The sequence below is a fragment of the Amycolatopsis sp. 505 genome, assembly GCF_031625235.1.
Lineage (GTDB): Bacteria > Actinomycetota > Actinomycetes > Mycobacteriales > Pseudonocardiaceae > Amycolatopsis.
Window position 1 is genome coordinate 368,997 of the sequence record NZ_JACKQP010000009.1, and the last position, 25,303, is coordinate 394,299.

A 25,303-nucleotide genomic window follows, 5' to 3' on the forward strand; every position below is an offset into this window, starting at 1 on the left:
CCGCCGAGCGTATCGCCCGGCGCAACGCTCACTCGAGGACCAGCAGGAGGTCACCGCCTTCGACCTGCTGCACCGCGGTGATCGCCCGCCGGGCCACCTTGCCGCCGGCCGACGCCGTGATCGAGGCCTCCATCTTCATCGCCTCGATCGTCGCCACCGTCGCGCCGGCTTCGACCGTGTCGCCCTCGGCGACCTGCAACGTCACCACGCCCGCGAACGGCGCCGCGATCTGCTTCGGGTTGCCCTTCTCGGCCTTCTCCGTCGCCGGGACGTCCGAGGCGATCGAGCGGTCGCGGATCTGGATCGGCCGCAGCTGGCCGTTCAGCGTCGACATCACCGTGCGGACGCCGCGCTCGTCGGCCTCGCCGATCGCTTCCAGCTCGATGAGCAGCCGCACGCCCGGCTCGAGGTCGACCGGGTACTCCTCGCCCGGCCGCAGCCCGTAGAAGAAGTCCTTGCTGGGCAGCACCGACGTGTCGCCGTAGGCCTCGCGGTGCGCCTCGAACTCCTTCGTCGGGCCGGGGAACAGCAGCCGGTTGAGCGTCCGGCGCGGTTCCGCGGCCAGCGCGGCACGGTCCTCTTCGGACAGTTCGACGACCGGTTTCGCCGCCGCGCGGCCTTCGAGGGCCTTGGTGCGGAACGGCTCCGGCCAGCCGCCCGGCGGGTCGCCGAGCTCGCCGCGCAGGAAGCCGATCACCGAGTCGGGGATGTCGAACTTGTTCGGCTCCGCCTCGAAGTCGGCCGGCGAGACCCCGGCGCCGACCAGGTGCAGCGCGAGGTCGCCGACGACCTTCGACGACGGCGTCACCTTCACCAGGTGGCCGAGGATCTTGTCCGCGGCGGCGTACATCGCCTCGATGTCCTCGAACCGGTCGCCCAGGCCGAGCGCGATGGCCTGGGTGCGCAGGTTCGACAGCTGCCCGCCGGGGATTTCGTGGTCGTAGACGCGCCCGGTGGGCGACGCCAGCCCGGCCTCGAACGGCGCGTAGATCTTGCGCACGCTCTCCCAGTACGGCTCCAGGTCGCCGATCGCCCGCAGGTCCAGCCCGGTGGTGCGGGCCGAGTGGTCGGTGGCCGCCACGATCGAGGACAGCGACGGCTGCGACGTCGTGCCCGCCATCGACGAGACCGCGCCGTCGACGGCGTCCGCGCCCGCGTTGATCGCCGCGAGGTAGGTGGCCAGCTGGCCGCCCGCGGTGTCGTGGGTGTGGATGTGCACCGGCAGGTCGAACTCCTTGCGCAGCGCGGTGACCAGCTTGGTCGCCGCGGGCGCGCGCAGCAGCCCGGCCATGTCCTTGATCGCCAGGACGTGCGCCCCGGCGCCGACGATCTGCTCGGCCAGCTTGAGGTAGTAGTCGAGCGTGTAGAGCTTCTCGCCCGGGTCGGACAGGTCCGAGGTGTAGCAGAGCGCCACCTCGGCGACGGCGGACCCGGTCTCGCGCACGGCTTCGATGGCCGGGCGCATCTGCTCGACGTCGTTGAGGGCGTCGAAGATCCGGAAGATGTCGATGCCGGTCTTCGTGGCCTCCTGGACGAAGGCGGTGGTGACCTCCGTCGGGTACGGCGTGTACCCGACGGTGTTGCGCCCGCGCAGCAGCATCTGCAGGCAGATGTTCGGCACGGCCTCGCGCAGCGCGGCCAGGCGCTCCCACGGGTCCTCGGCGAGGAACCGCAACGCCACGTCGTAGGTCGCGCCGCCCCAGCACTCCAGCGACAGCAGTTCGGGGAGCGTGTTCGCGACGACCGGCGCCACCGCCAGGAGGTCCTTGGTGCGGACGCGGGTGGCGAGCAGCGACTGGTGCGCGTCGCGGAAGGTCGTGTCGGTGACGCCGATGTGCGGCGACTTCCGCAGCCACTCGGCGAACCCGGCCGGGCCCAGCTCGGCGAGCTTCTGCTTCGACCCGGGCGCGGGCTGGGCGTCCTTCGGGAGCTTCGGCAGCTTGATCGTGGCGTCCGGCGTCTTCGGGCGCTCGCCGTGCGGCTTGTTGACCGTCTGGTCGGCGAGGTAGGTCAGCAGCCGCGTGCCGCGGTCGGCGGACTGCCGCGCGGTGAGCAGCTGCGGGCGCTGTTCGATGAACGACGTCGTGACGCGGCCGGCGCGGAAGTCCGGGTCGTCGAGGACGGCCTGCAGGAACGGGATGTTCGTGGCGACGCCGCGGATCCGGAACTCGGCGACGGCCCGGCGCGCGCGGCCGACGGCGGTCTTGAAGTCGCGGCCGCGGCAGGTGAGCTTGACCAGCAGCGAGTCGAAGTGGGCGCTGATCTCGGTGCCGGAGAAAGCGGTGCCGCCGTCGAGCCGGATGCCGGAGCCGCCCGGCGAGCGGTAGGCGGAGATCATGCCGGTGTCCGGGCGGAAGCCGTTGGCCGGGTCTTCGGTGGTGATGCGGCACTGGAGGGCGGCGCCGCGCAGGTAGATCTTGTCCTGCGACAGCCCGAGGTCGGCGAGGGTCTCGCCGGAGGCGATCCGCAGCTGCGACTGCACGAGGTCGACGTCGGTGACCTCTTCGGTGACCGTGTGCTCGACCTGGATGCGCGGGTTCATCTCGATGAAGACGTGCTTGCCGTGCTTGTCGAGCAGGAACTCCACGGTGCCGGCGTTGCGGTAGCCGATCTGCCGGGCGAACTTGACGGCGTCGGCGCAGATGCGGTCGCGCAGCTCGGGGTCGAGGTTCGGGGCGGGGGCGAGCTCGACGACCTTCTGGTGGCGCCGCTGCACGGAGCAGTCGCGCTCGAAGAGGTGGATGACGTTGCCTTCGCCGTCGGCGAGGATCTGCACCTCGATGTGCCGCGGCTCGACGACGGCCTTCTCGAGGAAGACGGTCGGATCGCCGAAGGCGGACTCGGCCTCCCGCGCGGCGGCCTCGATGGACTCCCGCAGCTGGGCGGGGTCCTCGACGCGGCGCATGCCGCGCCCGCCACCGCCGGCGACGGCCTTGACGAAGACGGGGAAGCCGAGCTCGTCGGCCGCCGCGACCAGGGCGTCGACGTCGCTGGAGGGTTCGGACGAACCGAGCACCGGAACACCGGCCTCGCGCGCGGCCTTGACGGCACGGGCTTTGTTACCGGTGAGTTCGAGAATCTCGGCGCTCGGGCCCACGAAGGTGATACCCGCTTCTTCGCACGCGCGCGCGAGATCGGGGTTCTCGGAGAGGAAGCCGTAGCCGGGGTAGACGGCATCGGCTTTCGCCTTCTTCGCGGCGGCGACGATCTCGTCGACCGAGAGGTAGGCGCGCACGGGGTGACCGGGTTCGCCGATCTCGTACGCCTCATCGGCCTTCAGGCGGTGCAGCGAGTTGCGGTCTTCGTGCGGAAACACGGCAACCGTGCCGGCACCGAGTTCGTAGCCGGCGCGGAACGCCCGGATCGCGATCTCCCCGCGGTTGGCCACCAGAACCTTGCGGAACATGCCCGGTCCTTCCCTCTTGGATCGGTAAGTCAACGCACGTTACCCGGTTCTTCCCGCTCTGCGGGAGTTCAGTCCCGGGTGATGGACATCATGCGGACCAGGGGGTTCGGTGGTCAGCCCTGGTGGCAGTCCTGAACGAGGTCCATCCTATCGGGCTCGACCGCCACTGAAGCCAGAAAAGTCGCAGATCAGGCAGACCGTCCACACCTCGGCCGCGTTGTGGACAACCCCGAGCCGGAGCCGGTCGGCGGTGCCGATACCGCACCTCAGCCCGCCGGCGGCGCGTACAGCAGCCGGTTTGCCGTCCCGTCCGGAACGCCCGTCAGCACGTCCGGCGTCGCCGCGCGGACCAACGCCTCGTCCACCCGCGCCGGCGTCTCCTCCGGGTGCTGGGCCCGGTACACCGCCGCCACCCCCGCCGCGAAGGCCGCCGCCATCGAGGTGCCCGATTCCGGCCCGGCGCTCGTCCCGCCCGCGATCGGGGACGGGATGTCGCTCCCCGGCGCGTACAGGTCGACGTCCTGGCCCGAGTTCGAGGTCTTGTCCGGGCGGTCCTGGGCGTCGGCGGCCGCCACCGTCAGGGCCTCCGGCACCCGGCCCGGAGAGAAGCCGCTCGCGTCGGCCGTCTCGCTGCCCGCCGGCACCGCGATCGGGACCACCGCCGCCAGGCGCTTCACCGCCGCGTCGAGCTGGTCGTTCGGCACACCGCCGATGCCCAGGACCGCGACCGCCGGCTGCTGGGCGTTTTGCGCGACCCAGTCGATGCCCGCGATGATCTGGTCGGTCGCGCCGCCGCCGTCCTTGTCGAGCACCCGCACCGGCACGATCTGCGCGCCCTTCGCGACGCCGTAGTCCTTGCCCGCGGCGATGCCGGCGAGGCGGGTGCCGTGGCCGTTGACGTCGGACGTGTCGGACCCACCCTTGAGGAAGTCCCGCCCGGGCGCGACGCGGCCCTGGAAGTCGGGGTGCTTCGCGTCGACGCCGCTGTCGATGACGTAGATCGTGACGCCCGAGGCGTCGCTCGCGTAGTGGTAGGCGTGGTCGAGGCCGGTCCGCTGGTCGATCCGGTCGAGCCCCCAGCTGGGCGGATCGGGCTGCACCCCGCCGGTCGAGACCTGCCCGGCGAGCACGGCCACCGCCGCGAGAAGCATCCTCATGATCGTCGTGGTACCCCGGTGGGCCCCGGGGGACAACTCAGGCCTGTCGCCCGTTCGGCTGATTCCGCCGCGCGAGCACCGCGGTGTCGACGGCCAGCAGCACGAGCGCCGACACGGCGATCACCTGGCCCGCGTAGGTCAGCGAGGAGTAGTCCACCAGCACGGCGAAGGTCGGCCCGAGGATCCCGGCCAGGCCGGCGACGCCCGACGCCAGCACCAGGCAGCCGACCGGACGCGGGCTCAGCACCACGGCGACGACGGGAACGAGGACGGCCAGCAGGGCGCCGAGCACGTAGTAGGCGGCGTTGCGGCCGGCGCTGTCGGCGTCGTAGGCGGACAGTTCGACGAGCTGGGCGATCCACCCGGCGCCGAGCAGCACGCCGAGCCCGATCGCCGCCCAGGCCGCCCACCCGCGCACCGGCCCCAGCGCGACGGCGCGGTTCCGGCGCAGCGCCACCAGCGCGCAGGCCCCGGCGAGCACCCACGCGATGTGCGCGAGGAGGACGAAGGTGAAGCCGGCGTTCAGCCCGGTGCCCGAAGAGTCGGAGGCGACGAACCCGGCCAGGGTGATCCCGGTGCCCGGCGGGCCGGCGGCCGTGGCCGCGGACAGGGTGACGCTCTCGCCGACGAACCGGGCCAGCCCGAACAGCGCGCCGAGCCCGACGCCGACCAGGAGGGCGGGGCCGGTCCGCGCTCTTGTTCGCGGGGCGAGGGTGAGCAGCCCGGCGAGCAGGGCGCAGGCGGCCACGAGCCACACGTAGTACTCCATGCCGGGGCGGTATTCGGCGAGGGTGTAGCTGTCCCAGCGGTACTTGAGCGGCAACCCGACCACGGCGAACACCGAGCCGGCGACCGCGGCCACCCCGGCGAACCCGCCCACGGGATCCACGGCACCCGGCCGGCTGGGTAGCCCGGAAGCAAGGGCTTGGGTGACGGGCGGTTCGGAGGCTCGCGCGGGCTCGACTTTGCCGGGGACCGCAGGTGCGGCTTCCCCGGCCGCCACCGGCGCGGCCACGGTGCCCGGCGCGGTGGTGGGCGGTTCGGAGGCTTGCGGGCGCTCGGGTGTCACCGGCGCCGGCTCCGCCGCGGCCGCGGTCGCGGCCGCGGTCGCCGCGGGGCCGGTGGCGGGCGGGCCGGAGGCTCGCGCGGGCTCAGCCTCCCCAGCGGTCGCGGGCGCAGGCGCGGCTTCCCCCGCGACCACCTCCGGCCCCACCACCGGCAGCGCCTCGATCTCCACCGCCACCACGACATCCCCGGTCGGCCCGCGCACCACCACCTGCCCGCTCCGCACCCCCGACGACCCCGCCGTCACCGCGAGCTCCGCCCCGCCGGGCACCTCCCTCACTCCGATCCACGGCTCCGCGGCCTCGAACCGCACCTCCCGCGCCACCGGTGGGCCCAGCACCCTCAACGTCCCCGATGCCGACGATCCCGCCGCAGCCGACAAGCGCACCGACGGAACGTCCACCCGCACCACCGCGGACGACAGCGCGTCCGAAGCCGCCGCTGCCACGTGCTCGATGTCCGTCGAGGCCATTGCCCGGAGCGCCTCGAATGCCCCCATGGCCACCGGGAGGTTCGGGCTCGACAAGCGCCGGCGCAACTCTGCCACCGCGCCCAGCCTGGTGAACGGGTTCTCCGCCGCGATCGCCGCCGCCAGGTCCGGGGGGATCGGGGACGGCTTGATGCGGCGGCGCCTGCTCTTGGCCAGGTACAGCTCGCCCTGCATCTCGATGTCGCGGCTCGGCGTCTGCTTGGGATTGCGCTCGCGGACGCGGTCGAACAAGTACTCGTACAGCTCGCCCAGCGCGATCAAGCCGTCCTCGTCGCGGTCCGCTTCGCCCGTGCGCAAGCCCTCCACCAACGCCGAGGTGAACACCGATGGCCGGGCCGGCTGGTCCGAGGCCAGCGTCGCCCCCTCGAACGCGTACTCGATCGAATTGGACGCCGTGATCACCGCGCGCCCACGGCCGCCGCGGAAGCTGTCCAGGACGTTCGCGTCGCCCGACGCGCGGACCGCCACGCCCTGGCCGAACGCCCCTCCGTAACAGCAGTCCAGCAGCAGCACGATGCTGCGCGACCGGCTCTGCCGGATGCACTGCTGCACGAAGTCCGCCGGCACCGCCGTCGACCGCAGGCGGTCCGGGCGCGTGTTGCGGGCCGCGAAATAGAGCCCGCCCGCGTCGTCCTTCAACCCGTGGCACGAGAAGTGCATCAGGAGGACGTCGTCGGGCTTGCCCTCCAGGCAGAGGTCCTCGATCTCCGCCTGGACCACGTGTGCGGTCTCGTTCCGCACCACGGAAACCTCGAAGTCGCTGATCGCCCGGTCGGCGAGCACCCCGGCCAGGGCGTCGGCGTCCGCCGCGGGCGAGCCCAGCCGCTGCAACCCCGCGTTGTCGTACTCGCCGTTGGCGACGATCAGCGCGCGCCTCCGCCCGGCCATACCGGTAGGAAACGCCCTTCGCGCGCGCTGCGGCAATCAGCCGAACGGGCACACCTATTCGGCAGTGCCCGCGAAAATCGTTTCCTGCTCCTCCAGGCAGACGACGGCGTCCCAGGCGGCCGCGACGTCCACCGCGGGCGTCATGTGCGCGTGCCGGATGCTCGACGCCGCGGGGTGCGCCACCACGCACGGTGCCCGCGGAGCCAGCACCGCCTCGACACTCCCGGAAACCGGCTCGCCCAAGGCCTGCTCGAACATCCGGAACCCCAGCGGGTACGCCGGGTCGGGGGCCAGGCCGGTCGTCGTCCCCGAGACGGCGGTCAGGGCCAGCGCGAAATAGCGGTCCCCCAGCTCCGCGGCCAGGTGGGTGCCCGCCGACGGCGCCGTCATGCCCGGCATCGGCGAGAACGGGACGCGCTGGAGGTGTCCGTTGTGGATCATCAGCACGATCTTCTCGCCCGGGAACCGCCGCCGCAGCAGGCGGACGGTGGCCGCCATGTACGTGTCCCGCGACGAGCTCTGCGGCTCGGGTGCGCGGCCCGCCATCAGCGCGTCGAGCTCCCGCAGGTACAGGTCGACGCGCAGCGCGCCCTCCGCGTGGTGCGCGGCCACCGCACCGTAGCCGAGGGACGCCACGTGTCCTTTGAGGACAGTCAACGCCGTCGTCGCGGCATCCCGCGCTTCCGTGCTCATGGCACCGTAGCGCCCCGGCGCGACCGCGCTGCTCACCGACGCATACGGCTCGCACGCGGCCAGTGCGTTGTCCACAAGCGACACATTGGCCGGGTCCACGCGCAGGACCTCCGCCCGTAACGCCTGCAGGGACGGCACCGGCGAGCCCGCCGAGCTCGGCACGTCGAGGCCGGAGAACCGGACGCCCCGGCCGCGCAGCCAGGTCAGCATCTCGTGCACCTCGGCCGAGTCGCCGAGACCGAACGTGAACCCGTCCCGGGCGATGTCGGCGACCTCGCCCGGGCCGCCCTGCAGCCACGCGTCGACCAGGTGCCCCTCCGCGAAGCCGCCTTCGAACCCGAGCACGGTGAACCCGCGTTCGGTGACCAGGTGACGCAGGAGGCGGTCGCGCAGCACACCGAACTCGCGGATGTGATGGTTGTTCTCGCCGATGGCGACGACTTCGGCGTCGCCGATCAGCTCGGCGATTTCGGCAACGGCGACGGTTCCTGTCATACTGGGCACACTAACGCAACAGGAGTAGCAGTTGGCAACCGAGATTTCCGGGATCAAGCGTCCGGGCGGCCGCACCGAGCGGACCCGCCTCGCCGCGCTCAACGCCACCTTGGAGCTGCTCGGCGAACGCGGGTACCTGGAACTCACCGTCGAAGCGGTCGCCGAACGCTCCGGCGTGCACAAGACGACGCTCTACCGCCGCTGGGAGTCCGCCGAAGGCCTGGTCGCGGCCGCCCTGCTGATGGGCGCCGAGCAGGAGTGGGCGGTGCCGGACACCGGGTCCCTCGAAGGCGACCTGCGCGCGATCAACCTGGAGCTGGTGCGCTACTTCACCACCCCGGGCGAGCGCGAGCTGCCCACGGCGTCGGTTTCGGCGGCCTTCCTCTCCCCGCGCGCGGCCGACGCCCTGCGCGAGTTCTACGTCGACCGCCACGCCCGTTCCGGAGCCGCGGTGGCCCGGGCGATCGAGCGCGGCGAAGTCCCGCCCGGCACCGATCCCGTGGAGCCGGTGCGCGTGGCCTGCGGGCCGGTCTTCTACCGCCTGTTCGTCTCCCGGGAAGGCGTGACGCCGCGGGACGCCGACCTCGCCGCCAAGGCCGCCGCGGCTGCCGCGAAAGCCGGCGTCTTCACGGCAGCGGACGGCTGAACCGCACCACGTCCAGGGTGACGCCTTCTAGGGTCTCGGTCGCGGTCTCGCCGTCGTCCGCCCAGCGCTGCCGCCGGTAGAAGGCCTTCGCCCGCTCGTTGGTCGCGAGCACCCACAGGATCGCGCGGTCACCGGACATCGCTTCGACGACGCGGTCGTGCAGCGCCCGGCCGAGACCGCGGCCCCAGCAGCGCGGCAGCAGGTACAGCGCGTACAGCTGCGAAGGCGAGAAGGCGGCGAAGCCCTCGACGACGCCGTCCTCCTCGAGGACCAGCACCTGCCCGACACCGTCGCGGATGCGCCGTTCCCAGGAAACGGCCCGTTCCTCGGCCGAGAGGCCCGCGAGGAAGTCGTCCGGCAATTGACCCGCGTACGCGGCCTGCCAGGACGCCACGTGGACCTGCCCGATCGCCGGGGCGTCGGCGGCCGTGGCCGCGCGGATCAGCTCTTCTCCAGGTATTCCGCGCGCTCGACGTCGACGACGTCGGCGACCATCTGCGCGAGGCCGCGGTACTTCGTCAGCTCCGGGTCCTGCGTGACGAGCTCCTGCGCCAGCGCCCGGGACGCGGCGATCACGTCCTCGTCCCGCAGCAGCGAGAGCAGCTTGAGCGTGGACCGCTTCCCGGACTGCGCGGCGCCGAGGATGTCGCCTTCGCGACGCAGCTCCAGGTCGAGGCGGGACAGCTCGAAGCCGTCCGTCGTGGACTCGACCGCCGCCAGCCGCTCGCGAGTCGCCGTGCCGTCCAAGGTTTCGGTGACCAGCAGGCACAGCCCCGGCACGCTGCCCCGGCCGACGCGGCCGCGCAGCTGGTGCAGCTGGCTGACGCCGAACCGGTCGGCGTCCATGATCACCATCGCGGTGGCGTTCGGCACGTTCACGCCGACCTCGATCACCGTGGTGGCCACCAGGACGTCCAGCTGGGCCGCCGAGAACGCGCGCATCACGGCGTCCTTGTCGTCGGGCGGCATCCGGCCGTGCAGCACGCCGATCTTCAGGCCCTGCAGCGGCCCGTGCTCCAGCTCGGGGGCGACTTCGAGGACCGCCAGCGGCGGGCGCTTGTCGCTCTTGTCCGACGGCGGCTCGTCGCCGATCCGCGGGCAGACGACGTACGCCTGGTGCCCCTTGCCGACCTCCTCGCGCACGCGCTGCCAGATCCGCTCGAACCAGGCGGGTTTCTCGGCGACCGGCACGACCGTGGTGGCGATCGGCGACCGCCCGACCGGCATCTCGCGCAGCGCCGACACTTCCAGGTCGCCGTACACGGTCATCGCGACCGTGCGCGGGATCGGCGTCGCGGTCATGACCAGGACGTGCGGGCTGGTGTCGCCGGACCCTCGGGTGCGCAGCGCGTCCCGCTGCTCGACACCGAAGCGGTGCTGCTCGTCGACGACGGCGAGGCCGAGGTCGGCGAACTCGACGTGGTCCTGGATCAGCGCGTGCGTGCCGACGACGATGCCCGCCTCGCCGCTGACGATCTCCAGCAGCGCCTTCTTGCGTTCCTTCGCGCCCATCGACCCGGTGAGCAGCGTGACCTTCGTCGCGTTCTCCGCCGCGCCCAGCTCGCCGGCCTGGCCGAGGTCGCCGAGCATCTCCCGCAGCGACCGCGCGTGCTGCGCGGCGAGGACTTCGGTCGGGGCCAGCATGGCGGCCTGCCGCCCGTTGTCGACGACCTGCAGCATCGCCCGCAGCGCCACGACCGTCTTGCCCGAGCCGACCTCACCCTGGAGCAGCCGGTTCATCGGGTGCTCGGACGCCAGGTCCGCGGCGATCTCGTCGCCGATCCCCCGCTGGCCCGCGGTCAGGTCGAAGGGCAGCCGCTTGTCGAAGGCGTCCAAGAGGCCGCCGCTGACGTGCGCGTTCGCCTTCGCCGGGCGCGAGATGGCCGAGTGGCGCCGCTGCGCGAAGATCAGCTGGACGGCCATCGCTTCGTCCCACTTCAGGCGTTTGCGGGACGCCTCCAGGTGCGCCCAGTTCTCCGGGCGGTGGATGCCGCGCAGCGCGTTGTCGAGGTCGGCCAGCTTGTGCAGCCGCCGCAGCTCGGCGGGCATCGGGTCGTCGCCGACCTCGAGGACGTCGAGGACCTGCCGCACGCACTTGGCGATCGACCAGGTCGGCATGCCCTGCGCCGCCGGGTAGACCGGGATGATCGCGGCGAGGAAGTTGTCCATCGCCTCGGCTTCGTTCTCGGCGTCGAACAGCTCGTACTCGGGGTTGGTCAGCTGCAGGGTGTCGCGGAAGGCCGACACCTTGCCGGCGAACAGGCCGGTCTTGCCCGGCACGAGGTCCTTCTCGCGCCACGCCTGGTTGAAGAACGCGCAGGTCAGCCGGCGTTTGCCGTCGGTGATGACCATGTCGAGGATGGTCCCGTTGCGGGCCTTCATCCGCCGCTTGCTCACCTTTTCGATACGCGCCAGCACGGTGGCGTGCTCGCCCAGCTCGAGGCCGTGGATGTCGGTGAGCTCGCCGCGCTCGGCGTAGCGGCGCGGGTAGTGGCGCAGCAGGTCGCTGACCGTCTCGATGTCCAGCGACGTGGCGAGCGCCTTCGCCGTCTTGGCGCCCAGCAGCAACGGCAGCTTGTCGCGCAGTCCGGCCATCCGCTATTCGACTCCCATCAGCAGCACGGCGTCCGCCTGGCCGCTGGCGTAGCTGGTCAGTTCCACCTCCGGGTGCTCCACCCGCAGCTGCTCCGCGAGTTCCCCGGCGACCCCGGGTGGGGCCGCCGCCCCGCTCAGCACCGTCACCAGCTCGCCGCCGAGCGCCAGCATCCGGTTCAGCACCTTCATCGCGGCCGCGACCAGGTTCGTCTCGGACGCGGGCGCGGGCTCGATCAGCACCACCTCGTCGTCGACCAGGCCGACCACGTCACCGGACTGGGCCCGGCCCACCCAGGTTAGCGACTCCTCCTGGGCGATCCGCAGTTCGCCACGCCTGGTGGCGGCGGCCGCTTCGGCCATCGCGACGACGTCGTCGTTGGTGCGGCGCCCGGCGTCGTGCACGGCCAGGGCGGCCAGCACCTGCACCGGCGAAGCGCACGGGATGACGACGACGTCCCGGTCGGCGGCCATCGCGTGCCCGGCCGCGGTGTCGGCCGCGGCGGTGAGGGCGACGCTGCCCGGGAGCACGGTCACCTGCTGCCCGGCGGCCTCGTTGAGCAGGCCGATCATGTCCTCGACGCTCGGCGTCCCGCCCTCGGGCACGGCCAGCACCGGGATGCTTTCGGCGCGCAGCAGCTCGGCCAGTGCCCCGCCGTGGACGACGGCGACGACCGTGCGGTCGATCCCGCCGCCCGGCTCGATCGGCGTCGGCGTGAGCAAGGGTTCGACCCGGATCTTGCGCGGGCGGCCCAGCGCCAGCCCGGCCTCGATGGCGGCTCCGATGTCGGCGCAGTGGACGTGCACGGCGTGGCTGCCCGAGCCGTCGCCGGCCACGGTGACGCTGTCGCCGAGGCCGCTCAGCTCCTTGCGCAGGGTCGGCAGGCTCGCTTCCTCGACCCCGTCCAGGAGGTACATGACCTCCCAGGCGTAGGCCTCGGCGTGCGCGGGGGCCTCGAGGGCGTGGTTGTGCTCGACGGGGGCGCCGGTGAGCACGCCGACCAGCGCGTCGAGCACGGCGACCAGGCCGCGGGCGCCGGCGTCGACGACCCCGGCCCGGGCCAGCGCGGGCAGCTGCTCGGGCGTCTTCTCGAGGGCGTGCGCGGCCTCTTTCGCGGCTTTCGCGGCGACTTCGGGCAGCGGGCTCGTGTCCCCGCGCACGGCGAGGGCGACGGCGTGCAGGACGGTCAGGATGGTCCCGGCGACCGGGCGGCTGACGGCGCCGGTGGCGACCTCGTCGGCGTGCCCCAGCGCCCGAGCCAGCCACGCGCCGTCCAGGTCGCCTTCGGCGCGGTCGGCCAGCCCGCGCACGACCTGGGAGAGGATCACGCCGGAGTTGCCCTTGGCGGAGGCGACCGCGCCCCGCGCGAGGATCTTCAGCGCCTCGGCGGCGGTTTCCGGGACGGCTCCGGAAAGTTCGCGGGCGGCGCCGGTCATCGTGAAGAGCATGTTGGAGCCGGTGTCGGAATCGGCGACGGGGTAGACGTTGATCTCGTCGATGGCCGGCCGCAGGCTCGCAAGACTGTGCACACAGCCCGCCGCCCAGGCCGACACCGCCGCCGCGTCCAGCACCCGCACCCCGTAACCTCCTGACCGGTCCCCGGGCAGCGTATCGACCCGGTGCCGGGGGCCCGGAACGCAGTAGTTACTATGGTCGAGTTGCCCAGTGCATCTGGGCTCATTTCTATGACCCAGATCCAAAGGAGTTCGACGTGGCTGCCGTGTGCGACGTCTGTGGCAAGGGACCCGGCTTCGGCAAGTCGGTCTCGCACTCCCACCGCCGTACCAACCGCCGGTGGAACCCGAACATCCAGACCGTCCACGCCAAGGTGGGTGTGTCCCAGCGCAAGCGCCTGAACGTGTGCACCTCGTGCATCAAGGCGGGCAAGGTCGTTCGCGGCTGAAGCTGAAAGTTTGGGTGGCGGGTGCTCGCGAGAGCACCCGCCATTTTCATGTCCCCACCCCGGTGGCGCGGGGGCCGGCAAGTGTCGCGAATGACTCATTCGGGACGTCGGAGGTCCCGAATGAGTCATTCGCGACCTTCCTGGCCGCCGCTTCAGCTCACTTGAGGAAATCCAGCAGGAGGGGACGGAGGGTTTCCGGGTACTGCAGCACGCCGTGGTCCTGGCCCTCCAGGACCTCGTGACGAGCGCCCGGCACCGCCGCGGCCGCCGCGCGGGCGCCGGACCGGAGGGCGTCGTCGCTCGCGCCGCCGCCGATCACCAAGGCCGGGATCGCGATGCGGGCCAGGGAGGCCCGCGGGCGGGCGTCCGGGCCGCAGATCGTCAGGTCGTACGGCAGCGTGTGCGCCAGCGCGGTGAACCAGCCCCACACCGGGGCGGACTTCATCCCCTCGATCATCTCCGCCGGGGTGCCCGCGACCTGCAGGAACGTCGCCGCCGCGGCGTCCCGGTCGCCCGCCGCCAGCTGCGCCCGGACCTCCGCCACGATGTCGGCCCGCGGGTGCTCGTCGGTCGCGTACGGCGGCTCGTACGCCACCACGCGATCGATGCCGATGCCCGCCGCGGCCGCCTCCAGCGCCAGGATCGCGCCTGACGAGTGGCCGAACACCGACGCCGTGCCGCCCACGTGGGCGATCAGCGCCGCGATGTCCTCGATCTCGCGTTCCATCGCGTACTCGGGCGCGTCTCCGGAGTCGCCGCGGCCGCGCCGGTCGTAGACGACCGTCGTGAAGTCCCCGGCCAGCACGTCGGCCAGGCCCACCGTGGTCGTCCGGTCGTTGAAGGCGCCACCGACGAGGATCACCGGCGGGCCGTCGCCGCGCTGCTCGAAGAAGATGGACGTGCCGTCGGCCGAGGTGACGTTCATGGTTTCCTCCGGGAAGGGTGCGTTTCCCCTCGGTCGGAGCCGCCACCCCGATCCGGACACCGAACCTACGGGAGTTTCCAGTCGACCGGCGCCGCGCCCTGCTGCTCCAGGAGCTGGTTGGCCCGGCTGAACGGCCGGGACCCGAAGAAGCCGTTGTGCGCCGAGAGCGGGCTCGGGTGCGCGGACTCGATGCACGGGACGTCACCCAGCATCGGGCGCAGGTTGCGGGCGTTGCGGCCCCACAGGATCGCCACCATCGGCTCGGACCGGGCCGCGAGGGCCTTGATCGCCTGCTCGGTGACCGCTTCCCAGCCCTTGCCCTGGTGCGAGTTGGACTTCCCCGGCTGCACGGTCAGCGACCGGTTGAGCAGCAGCACGCCCTGCTCGGCCCACGGCGTCAGGTCGCCGTTCGAGGGCAACGGGTGGCCGAGGTCCTCGGTGTACTCCTTGTAGATGTTGATCAGGCTCTTCGGGATCGGCCGGACGTCGGGCGCCACCGAGAAGCTCAGGCCGACCGCGTGACCCGGTGTCGGGTACGGGTCCTGGCCGACGATCAGCACGCGGACGTCGTGGAACGGCTGCTTGAACGCCCGCAGCACGTGTTCACCCGCCGGCAGGTAGGTGCGGCCCGCGGCGATCTCCGCGCGGAGGAACTCTCCCATCGCGGCGACCTGCGGCGCCACCGGTTCGAGGGCCTTCGCCCAGCCTGCCTCGACGATGTCCTGCAGCGGTCGTGCGGTCACGGCGCGCAAGCCTACCGGGCGTGGCCGGCGTCACCCGAGCGGGTCGAGCCGCCTCAGTTCCGCCTTGAACCGGCGGCCGCGCTCGACGTAGGACTCGACGACGAGGGCGATGTTCTCCGCGCTGAACGACTTGTTCTCCCGCGTCTTGCCCGGGACGCCGAGGGCGATCTCGCCGGTCTTGACGTGGGAGCCGTAGGACAGCACCGCGCCCGCGCCGACCATGCCGCCGTCCTCGATGACCGAGCCGTTCAGCACCACCGACCCGGACGCGATGAGGCAGCCGGTGCCGATCGTCGCGCCCTCGATGTGCACCGCGTGGCCGACCGCCGACGACGGCCCGAGGATCGTCGGGTGCCGCTCGGTGCAGTGCACGACGCAGCCGTCCTGGACGTTCGAGCGCTCGCCGATCTCGATGTAGCCGTGGTCTCCGCGCAGGACGGTCTGCGGCCAGACGGACGCGAGCGCGCCGATCCGGACGTCGCCGATGACCGTCGCGTCCGGGTGGACGTAGGCGTCGGGGTGGATCGTCGGCTCGAGGGATCCGAGTGCGTAGATCGGCATGCCGCCTCCGGGTGACTGCGGTTTCACGTGTTCTGCGATTGGATCACGCCATCGCCGCCAAGCCGAAAACCAGCCTGCTCGTGCTCCTCCTCGTCGTGCTGACGTGGCTGCTCAGCCTGCCCGTCGCCACGCCGGCCCTGGCGAACGGCCTGGCCGGCACGCCGCCGATGGGCTGGAACAGCTGGAACCAGGTCCGCTGCTACGACCTCACCGAGGACGTCGTGAAGCGGGCCGCCGACGCGCTGGCGGACACCGGCCTGCGGGACGCGGGTTACGAGTACGTCGTCGTCGACGACTGCTGGCAGGCACCTGCCCGGGCCGCCGACGGCTCGCTGCAGCCGGATCCGAAGCGGTTCCCGCACGGCATCGCCGAGCTCGCCGACTACGTGCACTCGCGCGGCCTGCTGTTCGGCATCTACGCCGTGCCCGGCAGCCGGACCTGCGCGATGGCGAACGACGCCTACCCGGCCTCCGGCATCGGCTCGCTCGGCCACGAACGCCAGGACGCCGAGACGTTCGACCGCTGGGGCGTCGACTACCTCAAGTACGACTGGTGCAACGCCGACACCGTCGACGGCCTCGACCGCAAGGCCGCGTTCGAGAAGATGCGCGACGAACTGGCCGCGCTGCCGCGCCCGATCGTCTACGCGATCTCCGAGTACGGCGTCTCCAGCCCCTGGACCTGGGCGCGGCCGGTGGCGAACCTCTGGCGCACCACCTACGACCTGGTCCCGACCTGGGACTCGGTGCTCGCGACGATCGACCAGCAGGCCGGCGTCGCCGCGCACAGCGGCTCCCCCGGCGGCTGGAACGACCCGGACATGCTCCAGGTCGGCAACGGCACGCTGACCGCCGACGAATCCCGCGCGCACTTCAGCGTCTGGGCCGTGCTGAACGCGCCGCTGTTCGCCGGCACCGACCCGGCGAAGCTGAGCGACACCGACCTCGCGACGCTGGGCAACGCCGAGGCGATCGCCGTCGACCAGGACTTCGCCGGCAGCCAGGGGCGGCGGCTCGCCGCGGGTCCCGGCCGGCAGGTGTGGGGGAAACCGTTGAGCGACGGCGGTTTCGCGGTGGTGCTGCTCAACACCGGCAGCACCACCGCGACCGTCTCCGCGTCGATCCCGGGGTCGTGGACCGTCCGCGACCTGTGGGCCCACCAGGACGTCGGCACGGACGTCGCGGCCACCCTGCGGCCGCACGCGGCGGCCCTGCTGAAGCTCACGCCGAGGTGAGGTCCTTGCCGAAGCAGCGGCTTTCCGGCTCGTTCTTGTAGACGCCGAAGTTCGGGATCTCGGCGTAGCCCGACGACGTGTAGAGCGCGATGGCCTCCGGCTGCTTGGTGCCGGTTTCCAGGACCGCGCGCTTGCGGCCGCACAGCGCCGCCGTGCGTTCCAGCTCGGACAGGATCATCCGCGCGAACCCGCGGCCGCGGGCGGAATCGGCGACGTACATGCGCTTGAACTCGGCGTCGCCGTCCCGGAAGTCGGGCGCGGGGCCGTCGTGGGCGCGCCACGCCCCGCAGGCGACCGCCTCCGCGCCCTGGTAGCCGACGAGGAACAGGCCTTCCGGCGGGTCGAAGTCCGCGGGGCTCATCGGCGTGGCGTCCTCGCTGCCGTAGCGCTCGACGTAGACCTGCTGCACCGCGGCCATGAGCTTGGCCGCGTCGGGGTGGTCGTAGGGGACTGGAACGATTCTCACGCTTCCGGAGCCTAGATCAGCGCCAGTGCGTCCATCCGCCTTCTCGCGAAAACGGTTTCCCGTCGACGGTGATCCCGGAGCCGGCCATGGTGACGACGCCGATCGTGCGCCAGCCGTCCGGGAGCTCGGTGAACGGCGGGAAGGTGGCGGCCAGCGCGTGGTCCTCGCCGCCGGTGAGCACCCAGTCCAGGGGGTCCGCGCCGAGGGCGGCGCCGACCTCGGTGAGCCGGGCGGGGACGTCGAGGTCGGCGGTGCGCACGTCGATGCCGACCCCGGAGGCCTCGCCGAGGTGGCCCAGGTCGGCGAGCAGGCCGTCGGAGACGTCGATCATCGCCGTGGCCCCGGCGAGCGCGGCCCGCGGCCCGGCCTCGTAGGGCGGTTCCGGGCAGCGCTGGGCGTTGACGACGCCGACCGGGGACCGGAAGCCGCGGCCGAGCACGGCCAGGCCGGCCGCCGCCCAGCCGAGCCGCCCGTTGACCGCGACGACGTCGCCGGGCCGGGCGCCGGAGCGCGTCACCGGCTCGCGGTCGCCGAGGTCGCCCAGCGCCGTGACGCTGATCACGAGCTGGTCGGCGCGGACCATGTCGCCGCCGGAGACGCCGATCCCGGCGCGTTCGGCTTCGGCCCACATGCCGTCGGTGAGCCCCTTCACGACGTCGCTGGGTGTCTCGGGCGGGCAGGCGAGTCCGACCAGGACGGTGGTCGGGGTGGCGCCCATGGCGGCGATGTCGGCGAGGTTGACCGCGACGGCCTTGCGCCCGACGTGCTCGGGCGTGGACCAGTCCAGGCGGAAGTGGACGCCCTGGACGAGCACGTCGGTGCTGGCGACCACGCGGCCGTCCGGGGCCGCGACGACGGCGGCGTCGTCCCCCGGGCCGAGCAGGGTGCCCGGGGGCTGGCGCCGTCCTTCGGTGACGGCTCGGATGAGCGCGAACTCGCCGGTCTCGGCGACCGTTCCGTCGTTCGGTGACACCGGTCACCTCTGCTTTCTCTACCGGGACAAAGATCGATCACCGATAGTCGGATGCCCTATGTTTTTCCGTGAGCTGGCGATACGTTGCTGAAGACGTTCCTACCTTGAGCTTTCGATCCCGACGAAAGGGCGCGCCGTGGTCCACGCATACATCCTCATCCAGACCGAGGTCGGCAAGGCGGCCGCGGTGGCTGCCGAGATCTCCAGCATCCCGGGTGTGACCAGCTCGGAGGATGTCACCGGACCGTACGACGTGATCGTCCGCGCGGCCGCCGACAACGTGGACCAGCTGGGCCAGCTCGTGGTCGCGAAGGTGCAGAACGTGGAGGGGATCACTCGGACGCTGACCTGCCCGGTGGTCCATCTCTGACCAGTGGTGTCATGGTCGGGTGCCTGACTCCGACACCGGTGCGCCGCCCCGGGTGGTGCTCGTCACCGCGGCCGCGCTCGCCGTGGCCTTGGCGGTCGCCGTCGCCGTGTTCGCGCTGACCCGGCCGTCCCCCGCGGATTCCGAAGGCCCGCTCCCGTTGGTCGCCGTGCCGGCGCCGGCGGCGGGTTCGCCGGGCTGCACGACGCTGCTCGGCGCGGTGCCCACCGAGCTGACGTCGAACGGGACGGCTTTGAAGGTCCGTGCGCTGGCGTCCCCGGCGCCGCCCGCCACGGTGGCCTGGGGTTCCCCGGATCCCGTGGTGTTGCGGTGCGGCCTCGACCGTCCCCCGGAGCTGACGCCGACGGCGCAGCTGCGGCTGGTGAACAAGGTCCAGTGGCTGCAGGTGCCGGGCGAGGGCGCGTCGACGTGGTACGTGGTGGACCGCGAGGTCTACGCGGCGCTGACGGTGCCGGACAGCGCCGGGACCGGGCCGCTGCAGGCGATTTCGGACGCGGTGGCCGCGAAGCTGGCTCCGCGGCCGCTGCGGTTCTCCTAGCGCAGTCCCGTTCCGCGGGCGATGGCCGTCTCGACGAGGGTGGTCAGCAGCGTGGCGTAGTCCATGCCGGTGACCTCCCACATCTTCGGGTAGGCGGACTTCGTCGTGAAGCCCGGCATGGTGTTGACCTCGTTGATGATCAGCTCGTGGTCTTCGGTGACGAAGAAGTCGACGCGGGCGAGGCCCTGGCAGTCCAACGCCCGGAAGGCTTCGACGGCCATCGCGCGCAGCTTCTCGGTCAGGGCGTCGTCGAGCTTGGCGGGGATGTCGAGTTCGGCGTCGTCGCCGAGGTACTTGGTTTCGAAGTCGTACCAGGCGTTCTCGTCTTCGGAGAGCACGCGGATCTCGGCGGGCAGCGAGGCTTCGACGCGGCCGTCGGGGAATTCGAGGACACCGCATTCGACCTCGCGCCCGACGACGGCGGCCTCGACGAGCACCTTGGGATCGGTCGCGCGGGCGAGTTCGACGGCGGCATCGAGCCCGGCCCAGTCCGCGACGCGCGAGATCCCGACCGAACTGCCCGCCCGCGACGGCTTGACGAAGACGGGGAGACCGAGGGTTTCCCTGTCCTGGTCGTCCAAAGTGGACTGATCGCGCTTGAGGCCGATGTAGGTCCCGACCGGAAGCCCCTCGGCGGCCAGGAGTTTCTTGGCGGTTTCCTTGTCCATGGCGGCGGCACTGGCGAGCACGCCGGGCCCGACGTAGGGGATGCCGGCGAGTTCGAGCAGGCCCTGGATGGTGCCGTCTTCGCCGAAGGCCCCGTGCAGGACGGGGAAGACGACGTCGACCTGCGAGAGCAGTGCGCTTTCCCGCCCGGGTTCCACGGCGACGAGCCCTTGGCTGGACGGATCCCCGGCGAGGACGAGCCCCTGGCCGCCGTCGACGGAGGGCAGCTCCCGGCCGCGGATGGCGAGCTGGGCGGAGTCGCCGGTGCCGAGCACCCACCGGCCTTCGCGCGTGATCCCGACGGGCACGGCCTCGAACCGCGCGGGATCGAGGTGGGCCAGGACACTGCCGGCGGAAAGGCACGAGATGGTGTGCTCGCTGCTACGCCCACCGAACACGACGGCCACCCGGATCTTCTCGCTCATGGTGAGCCACCGTACCCGGTGACCTCGGGGAACAGCCGAGCCCGGTGCGGTGGGTGGGGCGTGGTGGGCGGTGAACGCAACCGGTGACGGGGGTGGCACGTCTTGTGCATCGAGGGGTCGGTGGGTCTGCTTGACCTTCCGCGCTTGGCCTCCGCCGGTGAGGCTTCCCCGGCTGGCCTTCCCTGCTCGGCCTGCCCCGCTTGACCTCCCCCGGTGAAGCTCCCCCGCTTGGCCTTTCCCGCCCGGCCTTCCCCGCTCCTCCCCGCCCCGCCTGCCCCGCTTGACCTCCCCCGGTGAGGCTCGCCGCTTGGCCTTTCCCGCCCGGCCTCCCCCGCTTGATCTCGCCCGGTGAGGCTCGCCGCTTGGCCTCCCCCGGCTGGCCTTCCCCGCTCCTCCCCGCCCCGCCTCCCCCGCTTGACCTCCCCCGGTGAAGCTCCCCCGCTTGGCCTTTCCCGCCCGGCCTTCCCCGCTCCTCCCTGCCCAGCCTCCCCCCGCTCGGCCTCCCCCAGTGAGGCTTCGGCGAAGTCGGTCGCTGCTGCTGTGGGTCTGCCGGTTGGGTTTCTGCCGGAGGTGCGGCTGAGTTGGGCGGTTTCGGGTCGCTTTGGGCGACGAGCAGCTCGGGTGCCCACCACCCCGAAGCCGTGATTGTCACTACGGCCGGTGGTACCGCGTCAAGGCGGGAAAGCGTGCCTTGACCCGGCACCACCGTCCGCGTGCTGGCTTCGGATCGGGGTGGCCGGGCAGGTCTGGGCGGGGTGCAAGTCCGGGGTCAACGTCCCGTTCCGGCCAGTGACGTCTTTCCTGCTGGGCTCCGGCGGCGGGCGTCTCAGCGCAGCAGCGCCACCAGCGTCGGCAAAGCCGCCACCAACGCCTCCCGCGAACATCCCGCGTACCCGATTGCCACCCCGAACACCGAAGGCTCCCCGGTGAAATGCCGCGCCAGCCCGTCCAGCCGGATCCCTCGCCTCTCGGCGGAAGCGATCACCGATGCCTCCACCGCCGCCGACGAAAACGGCACCACCAGGTGCGCCCCGGCATCATCCCCCCGCACCGGGATTCCCGCCCCCGACAATGCCCCCGCCAGCAACGTGCGCCTCTCGGCCATCTCCCGGCGCAGTTTCCGCAGGTGACGACCCAGATCTCCGTTCCGCGCGAACTCGTACAGCACCCGCTGCCCCGCCGGCGATGGGCGTGTTCCCGTCAGGTCGCGGTACGCCAGTACCGCCGATGTGATCGCCTCCGGCGCCACCATCCACCCCGCCCCCAGCGTCGGGGTGAGGATCTTCGACGTCGTTCCCAGGTGCACCACGACGTCCGGGGCCAGCGAGGCCAGCATCGGCAGCGGGGCCACGTCGAACCGCAGCTCGCCGTCGTAGTCGTCCTCGATCACCAGCATTCCGGACGAGCGCGCCCGCTCCACCAGCGAGACCCGCCGGGCCGCGCTCAGCCTGCTGCCCATCGGGTACTGGTGGGCCGGCGAGCAATACACCGCCCTAGCGTCCGAAGGGATCGCGGACGGCCGCAGCCCCTCGGAATCCACCGGCACTCCCACCACCCGCATCCCCGCCCGCAGGAACGCCTGGACCGCCCGCTGGTACCCCGGCTCTTCGACGGCGACGACGTCCCCGCGCTCCAGCACCGCCGCCGCCAGCTCGACCACCGCCGCCGTCGTGCCGCCGGTCGCCAGGACCGAGCCCGCCGCCAACCCCCGGTGGCGCAGCAGGTGCTCCGACACCGCCGCGCGGTACTCCGGCAGGCCCGCCCGGTGCGCCCGGACCAAGGGCTCCGGGTCCGCCGCCGCCCGCCAGGCGCGGCGCCAGGCCGCTCGGTCCAGCCCGGCCGCCCACGGTGTGCCCGGGCCGAGGTCCAGCAGCGACGGCAAAGCCGCCTCGGGAGCCGCGACCGCGGGTACCGGGACCGACGAAGCCGTGGAAGAAGGCGGCGTCGTCACGTATGTGCCGGAGCCGTGCCGGCCGGCGATCCAGCCCTCGGCGTGCAGCTGCTCGTACGCCGCCGACGTCACCGTGCGGCTGACGCCGAGGCGGCCGGCCAGGGCCCGGGTCGACGGCAGCCGGTCGCCGCCGCGCAGGTGGCCGCTCGCCGCCGCTTCGCGCAACGCGTCCGCCAATTGCACGGCCAGCGGCGTCACCGCCGAACGGTCGAGGCTGACCGGGAGCGCGGTGTCGGACACGGAACCTCCCCGGACGAAAGAGTGGACTTCCCAAGTGTACGAGAAGTGGATGTTTTCCGAGGCCACTATGCCGGGAGACGCTGGTCGCATGTTGTCGACCACGCCCCGCACCACGCTCGGCCGCAAGAAGCACCGCGCCGTCACCGACCGCTCCGCGCTGCACGCCGTCCTGGACGAAGGCCTGATCTGCCACCTCGGGATCGTCCGCGACGGGGTGCCGCTGGTCCTGCCCACCGGCTACGGCCGCGACGGCGACACGCTCTACCTGCACGGCTCGACCGGCGCCGCCAGCCTCCGCACCGCCGCGCACGGCCTCGACGTCTGCGTGACCGTCACCCTCCTCGACGGCATCGTCTACTCGCGCTCGGTCAACAACCACTCAATGAACTACCGCAGCGCCGTCATCCTCGGTCAGGCCAAGCCGGTCCTCGACGCCGAAGCGAAGATGCACGGCCTCAAGGTGCTCACCGACCACCTCGCGCCCGGCTCGTGGGAGCACGCGCGCGAAGTCAACGCCAAGGAGTTCGCCGCGGTGTCCGTGCTCGCGCTGGACCTCGCCGAGGCGTCGGTGAAGATGCGCGCCGAGGGCCCGGACGACGAGCCGGAGGACGTCGAGGCCGACACCGCCTGGGCCGGCGTCCTGCCGGTGCGGACCGTCTACGGCGCGCCCGAGCCGTCCGCGGACCTCTCCCCCGGCTGGGCCACCCCGGAACACGTCACCGCGCGAGCGGCAACCGCACGCTGAACGTCGTCCGGCCCGGCACCGAGGACACCGCCACGGTGCCGCCGTGCGCGGTGACCAAGGACTGGACCACCGACAGCCCGAGCCCGGTGCCGCCGTTGCCGCGGGTGCGGGAGTCGTCCACCCGGAAGAACCGGTCGAAGATCCGCTCCTGGTCCGCCGGGGCGATGCCGGGCCCGCTGTCGGTGACCTCCACCACGGCGGAACCACCCGAGGCCGCCACCGAGACGTGCACCGACGTCCCGGGTGGGGTGTGCACGGCCGCGTTGGCCAGCAGGTTGTCCAGTACCTGCCGCAGCCGCACCGGATCGGCGTCCACGAACGCCGCCGAAAGCGCCGAGGTCAGCGGGTGGTCGGGCCGGCCGGCGGCGAACGCGTCCGCCGCGTCCCCGGCCAGCTCGGCCAGGTCGACGCGCTCGGGCCGCAACGGCGTCTCGGCGGCCCGCGCGTCGAGCCGGGCCAGCAGCAGCAGGTCGTCGACGAGCACGGTCATCCGCGCCGTCTCCTCGCGGATCTTCGCCAGGTGCGCCTCGCGCTCGGCCGGCTCGTTCGCCGCCGCGTAGCGGAAGAGGTCGGCGTACCCGCGGATCGACGTCAGCGGCGTGCGCAGCTCGTGCGAGGCGTCCGCGACGAACCGGCGCAGCCGCTCGGTGGCCTCGGTCTTCGCGGCCAGTGACGTGTCAATGTGGGCCAGCATCACGTTGAACGCCGTCCGCAGCTCCTCGACTTCGGCGCCGCCGCCGGTGCCCGCCGCCCGCACCGGCAGGTCCGGGTTGGCGGTGAGGTCGTGGGAGGCGATGTCGTGCGCGGTGCCGGCCATGTCGGCCAGCGGGCGCAGGCCGCGGCGCAGCACCAGCCGTCCCACGACCACCAGCACGCCCAGCGCGAGCGCGAACGCCCCGACCTCGACCGCGATCAGCTGCCGGACCGTGGCGTCGAGGTCCTGCTGCGGCGCGGCGGACAGCAGCACCGAATCCGTGTCCACCGGGCACGCGCGCACCCGGTACGGGCCGTCGTCGTGCAGGTAGACGGTGCGGGTGACGTCGCCGTTCACCGCTTCGGCGGCGATCTTCGCCAGCTGCTTGGCGTCGCCGGGCAGCCGTCCGCCCGGTTCGGGGACGGCGATCCCGCCCTGGACCTGGTACAGCGCCGAGTACCACGAGTACACCGACTGCGGCGAGCCGTGCGTTTCGCGCAGCAGCGGCAGCTGGGTGTTCTGGCTCTTGGACAGTTGTTCGTCGAGCCGCCGGTCGAGGTAGTCGTGCATGATCCCGACCGTGGTGACGCCGACGGCCGCGAACACGACCAGCGCGAGCGCGCCGAGGCCGAGGGTGATGCGGGTACCGAGGCGGGTGCGCTGCCACGCCCCGTACCACCGGCGGACCGCGCGCGTCACCGGTGGGCCTGCCGCACGACGTACCCGACGCCGCGCACGGTGTGGATCAGCGGTTCGCCGTCACCCGCGTCGACCTTGCGCCGCAGGTGCGAAATGACCAGTTCCACCACGTTGGACCGGCCGCCGAAGTCGTATTCCCAGACGTGGTCGAGGATCTGCGCCTTCGTCAGCACCGCGGGCGAGCGGCGCATCAGGTACCGCAACAGCTCGTACTCGGTCGGCGTCAGCTCGGCCAGGAGGTCGCCGCGGCGGACCTCGCGGGTGTCCTCGTCCAGGGTCAGGTCGCCGACCTTCAGCACGGCGCCGCGCGCTTCGGGCCGGTGCGCGACGCCGGCGCTGCGCCGCAGCACCGCCCGCAGCCGCGCCATCAGCTCCTCGACGGAGAACGGTTTGACCAGGTAGTCGTCACCCCCGCGGGTGAGCCCGGCGATCCGGTCGGCCGTCGCGTCCTTGGCCGTGAGGAAGACCACCGGCACCGCGTTGCCGCCTGCGCGCAGGCGGTCGAGCACGGTGAAGCCGTCGAGGTCGGGCAGCATCAGGTCGAGCACGACGATGTCCGGCCCGAACTCCGCGGCCCGGGTCAGCGCCGCCTGGCCGGTCCCGGCCGTGACCGCCTGCCAGCCCTCGTACCGGGCGACGGTGGCGACGAGGTCGGCGATGTGCGGCTCGTCGTCGACGACGAGCAGGCGCACGGGATCGGGGGTCTGCACCACTGCAT

Annotated in this window: 22 protein-coding genes; 6 read left to right on the forward strand and 16 right to left on the reverse strand. The window is 72.5% G+C overall.

The features are described from left to right. Positions 1–28: 28 nt before the first annotated feature. The 4 genes from H5965_RS32615 to H5965_RS32630 all read right to left on the reverse strand — a co-directional run bounded on the left by H5965_RS32615 (position 29) and on the right by H5965_RS32630 (position 8,194). On the reverse strand, positions 29–3,406 hold the full coding sequence (locus tag H5965_RS32615) for a pyruvate carboxylase (protein WP_310974615.1): 3,378 nt from the start codon (positions 3,404–3,406) through the stop codon (positions 29–31). Positions 3,407–3,672: 266 nt separating this feature from the next. Beyond that, the gene (locus H5965_RS32620; protein ID WP_310974768.1) at positions 3,673–4,557 is read right to left on the reverse strand and encodes a S8 family peptidase; all 885 of its coding nucleotides are present in this window, start codon (positions 4,555–4,557) and stop codon (positions 3,673–3,675) included. Between the two features lie 43 nt (positions 4,558–4,600). After that, entirely contained in the window at positions 4,601–7,006 is a 2,406-nt protein-coding gene (locus tag H5965_RS32625; RefSeq protein ID WP_310974616.1) for a caspase family protein, read from the reverse strand. Positions 7,007–7,060: 54 nt separating this feature from the next. Next, positions 7,061–8,194 carry an erythromycin esterase family protein gene (locus H5965_RS32630; protein WP_310974617.1) on the reverse strand — a complete coding sequence of 378 codons (1,134 nt, stop codon included), beginning with the start codon at positions 8,192–8,194 and terminating at the stop codon, positions 7,061–7,063. Between the two features lie 31 nt (positions 8,195–8,225). On the opposite strand from H5965_RS32630, the gene H5965_RS32635 reads away from it, so the two are divergent. Then, the gene (locus H5965_RS32635) at positions 8,226–8,840 is read left to right on the forward strand and encodes a TetR/AcrR family transcriptional regulator (RefSeq protein ID WP_310974618.1); all 615 of its coding nucleotides are present in this window, start codon (positions 8,226–8,228) and stop codon (positions 8,838–8,840) included. Here the strand turns inward: H5965_RS32635 and H5965_RS32640 are convergent. From H5965_RS32640 to H5965_RS32650, 3 genes are read right to left on the reverse strand one after another with little or no spacing between them, the layout of a single operon-like run. Continuing rightward, positions 8,821–9,234, reverse strand: a complete 414-nt coding sequence (locus H5965_RS32640) for a GNAT family N-acetyltransferase (RefSeq protein ID WP_310974619.1) — start codon at positions 9,232–9,234, stop codon at positions 8,821–8,823. The genes H5965_RS32635 and H5965_RS32640 overlap by 20 nt on opposite strands. Positions 9,235–9,281: 47 nt before the next feature. Then, positions 9,282–11,435, reverse strand: a complete 2,154-nt coding sequence (recG, locus tag H5965_RS32645; protein ID WP_310974620.1) for an ATP-dependent DNA helicase RecG — start codon at positions 11,433–11,435, stop codon at positions 9,282–9,284. A 3-nt stretch (positions 11,436–11,438) separates the two neighbouring features. Further along, positions 11,439–13,010: a DAK2 domain-containing protein gene (locus H5965_RS32650; RefSeq protein ID WP_310974621.1), complete on the reverse strand. Its 1,572-nt coding sequence runs from the start codon at positions 13,008–13,010 to the stop codon at positions 11,439–11,441. 134 nt (positions 13,011–13,144) lie between these two features. Here H5965_RS32650 and rpmB point away from each other — a divergent pair, with 134 nt between their 5' ends. Next, positions 13,145–13,336, forward strand: coding sequence for a 50S ribosomal protein L28 (rpmB, locus tag H5965_RS32655; RefSeq protein WP_003091970.1), 192 nt, complete (start codon positions 13,145–13,147; stop codon positions 13,334–13,336). Positions 13,337–13,493: 157 nt separating this feature from the next. Here the strand turns inward: rpmB and H5965_RS32660 are convergent, their stop codons facing one another. The 3 genes from H5965_RS32660 to H5965_RS32670 form a co-directional block, all read right to left on the reverse strand. Further along, the gene (locus H5965_RS32660; RefSeq protein ID WP_310974622.1) at positions 13,494–14,261 is read right to left on the reverse strand and encodes an alpha/beta hydrolase; all 768 of its coding nucleotides are present in this window, start codon (positions 14,259–14,261) and stop codon (positions 13,494–13,496) included. A 65-nt stretch (positions 14,262–14,326) separates the two neighbouring features. Next, the gene (locus H5965_RS32665; RefSeq protein WP_310974623.1) at positions 14,327–15,004 is read right to left on the reverse strand and encodes a uracil-DNA glycosylase; all 678 of its coding nucleotides are present in this window, start codon (positions 15,002–15,004) and stop codon (positions 14,327–14,329) included. A gap of 30 nt (positions 15,005–15,034) precedes the next feature. After that, positions 15,035–15,565: a gamma carbonic anhydrase family protein gene (locus H5965_RS32670; RefSeq protein ID WP_310974624.1), complete on the reverse strand. Its 531-nt coding sequence runs from the start codon at positions 15,563–15,565 to the stop codon at positions 15,035–15,037. 38 nt (positions 15,566–15,603) lie between these two features. Here H5965_RS32670 and H5965_RS32675 point away from each other — a divergent pair, with 38 nt between their 5' ends. Further along, entirely contained in the window at positions 15,604–16,800 is a 1,197-nt protein-coding gene (locus H5965_RS32675; protein ID WP_310974625.1) for a glycoside hydrolase family 27 protein, read from the forward strand. Here H5965_RS32675 and H5965_RS32680 read toward each other — a convergent pair. Then, positions 16,787–17,266, reverse strand: coding sequence for a GNAT family N-acetyltransferase (locus H5965_RS32680; protein WP_310974626.1), 480 nt, complete (start codon positions 17,264–17,266; stop codon positions 16,787–16,789). The genes H5965_RS32675 and H5965_RS32680 overlap by 14 nt on opposite strands. Before the next feature lie 16 nt (positions 17,267–17,282). Next, the gene (locus H5965_RS32685) at positions 17,283–18,239 is read right to left on the reverse strand and encodes a thiamine-phosphate kinase (protein ID WP_310974627.1); all 957 of its coding nucleotides are present in this window, start codon (positions 18,237–18,239) and stop codon (positions 17,283–17,285) included. Between the two features lie 136 nt (positions 18,240–18,375). Here H5965_RS32685 and H5965_RS32690 point away from each other — a divergent pair, with 136 nt between their 5' ends. Together H5965_RS32690 and H5965_RS32695 are read left to right on the forward strand one after the other, a co-directional pair. After that, the gene (locus H5965_RS32690) at positions 18,376–18,609 is read left to right on the forward strand and encodes an Lrp/AsnC family transcriptional regulator (protein ID WP_003091994.1); all 234 of its coding nucleotides are present in this window, start codon (positions 18,376–18,378) and stop codon (positions 18,607–18,609) included. 19 nt (positions 18,610–18,628) lie between these two features. Continuing rightward, positions 18,629–19,165, forward strand: a complete 537-nt coding sequence (locus H5965_RS32695; protein ID WP_310974628.1) for a DUF3515 domain-containing protein — start codon at positions 18,629–18,631, stop codon at positions 19,163–19,165. On the opposite strand, the gene H5965_RS32700 is transcribed toward H5965_RS32695, so the two are convergent. Together H5965_RS32700 and H5965_RS32705 are read right to left on the reverse strand one after the other, a co-directional pair. Then, positions 19,162–20,256: a D-alanine--D-alanine ligase family protein gene (locus H5965_RS32700; RefSeq protein ID WP_310974629.1), complete on the reverse strand. Its 1,095-nt coding sequence runs from the start codon at positions 20,254–20,256 to the stop codon at positions 19,162–19,164. The genes H5965_RS32695 and H5965_RS32700 overlap by 4 nt on opposite strands. 826 nt (positions 20,257–21,082) lie before the next feature. After that, on the reverse strand, positions 21,083–22,447 hold the full coding sequence (locus H5965_RS32705) for a PLP-dependent aminotransferase family protein (protein ID WP_310974630.1): 1,365 nt from the start codon (positions 22,445–22,447) through the stop codon (positions 21,083–21,085). Positions 22,448–22,535: 88 nt separating this feature from the next. On the opposite strand from H5965_RS32705, the gene H5965_RS32710 reads away from it, so the two are divergent. Then, positions 22,536–23,192, forward strand: coding sequence for a pyridoxamine 5'-phosphate oxidase family protein (locus H5965_RS32710; RefSeq protein ID WP_310974631.1), 657 nt, complete (start codon positions 22,536–22,538; stop codon positions 23,190–23,192). Here the strand turns inward: H5965_RS32710 and H5965_RS32715 are convergent. Beyond that, a complete protein-coding gene (locus H5965_RS32715; RefSeq protein ID WP_310974632.1) occupies positions 23,164–24,585 on the reverse strand; it encodes a HAMP domain-containing sensor histidine kinase in 1,422 nt (473 codons plus the stop codon). The genes H5965_RS32710 and H5965_RS32715 overlap by 29 nt on opposite strands. Continuing rightward, complete coding sequence (locus H5965_RS32720; RefSeq protein WP_310974633.1) at positions 24,582–25,295, reverse strand: response regulator transcription factor; 714 nt, start codon at positions 25,293–25,295, stop codon at positions 24,582–24,584. The genes H5965_RS32715 and H5965_RS32720 overlap by 4 nt, the downstream gene beginning before the upstream one ends. Positions 25,296–25,303: the final 8 nt, after the last annotated feature.

Coding starts and splice junctions, on each gene's coding strand:
- H5965_RS32660 (WP_310974622.1), bottom strand. CDS start 14,261: ATGAACGTCACCTCGGCCGACGGCACGTCCATCTTCTTCGAGCAGCGC.
- H5965_RS32700 (WP_310974629.1), bottom strand. CDS start 20,256: ATGAGCGAGAAGATCCGGGTGGCCGTCGTGTTCGGTGGGCGTAGCAGC.
- H5965_RS32670 (WP_310974624.1), bottom strand. CDS start 15,565: ATGCCGATCTACGCACTCGGATCCCTCGAGCCGACGATCCACCCCGAC.
- H5965_RS32620 (WP_310974768.1), bottom strand. CDS start 4,557: ATGCTTCTCGCGGCGGTGGCCGTGCTCGCCGGGCAGGTCTCGACCGGC.
- recG (WP_310974620.1), bottom strand. CDS start 11,435: ATGGCCGGACTGCGCGACAAGCTGCCGTTGCTGCTGGGCGCCAAGACG.
- H5965_RS32625 (WP_310974616.1), bottom strand. CDS start 7,006: ATGGCCGGGCGGAGGCGCGCGCTGATCGTCGCCAACGGCGAGTACGAC.
- H5965_RS32630 (WP_310974617.1), bottom strand. CDS start 8,194: ATGACAGGAACCGTCGCCGTTGCCGAAATCGCCGAGCTGATCGGCGAC.
- H5965_RS32710 (WP_310974631.1), top strand. CDS start 22,536: ATGTTGTCGACCACGCCCCGCACCACGCTCGGCCGCAAGAAGCACCGC.
- H5965_RS32615 (WP_310974615.1), bottom strand. CDS start 3,406: ATGTTCCGCAAGGTTCTGGTGGCCAACCGCGGGGAGATCGCGATCCGG.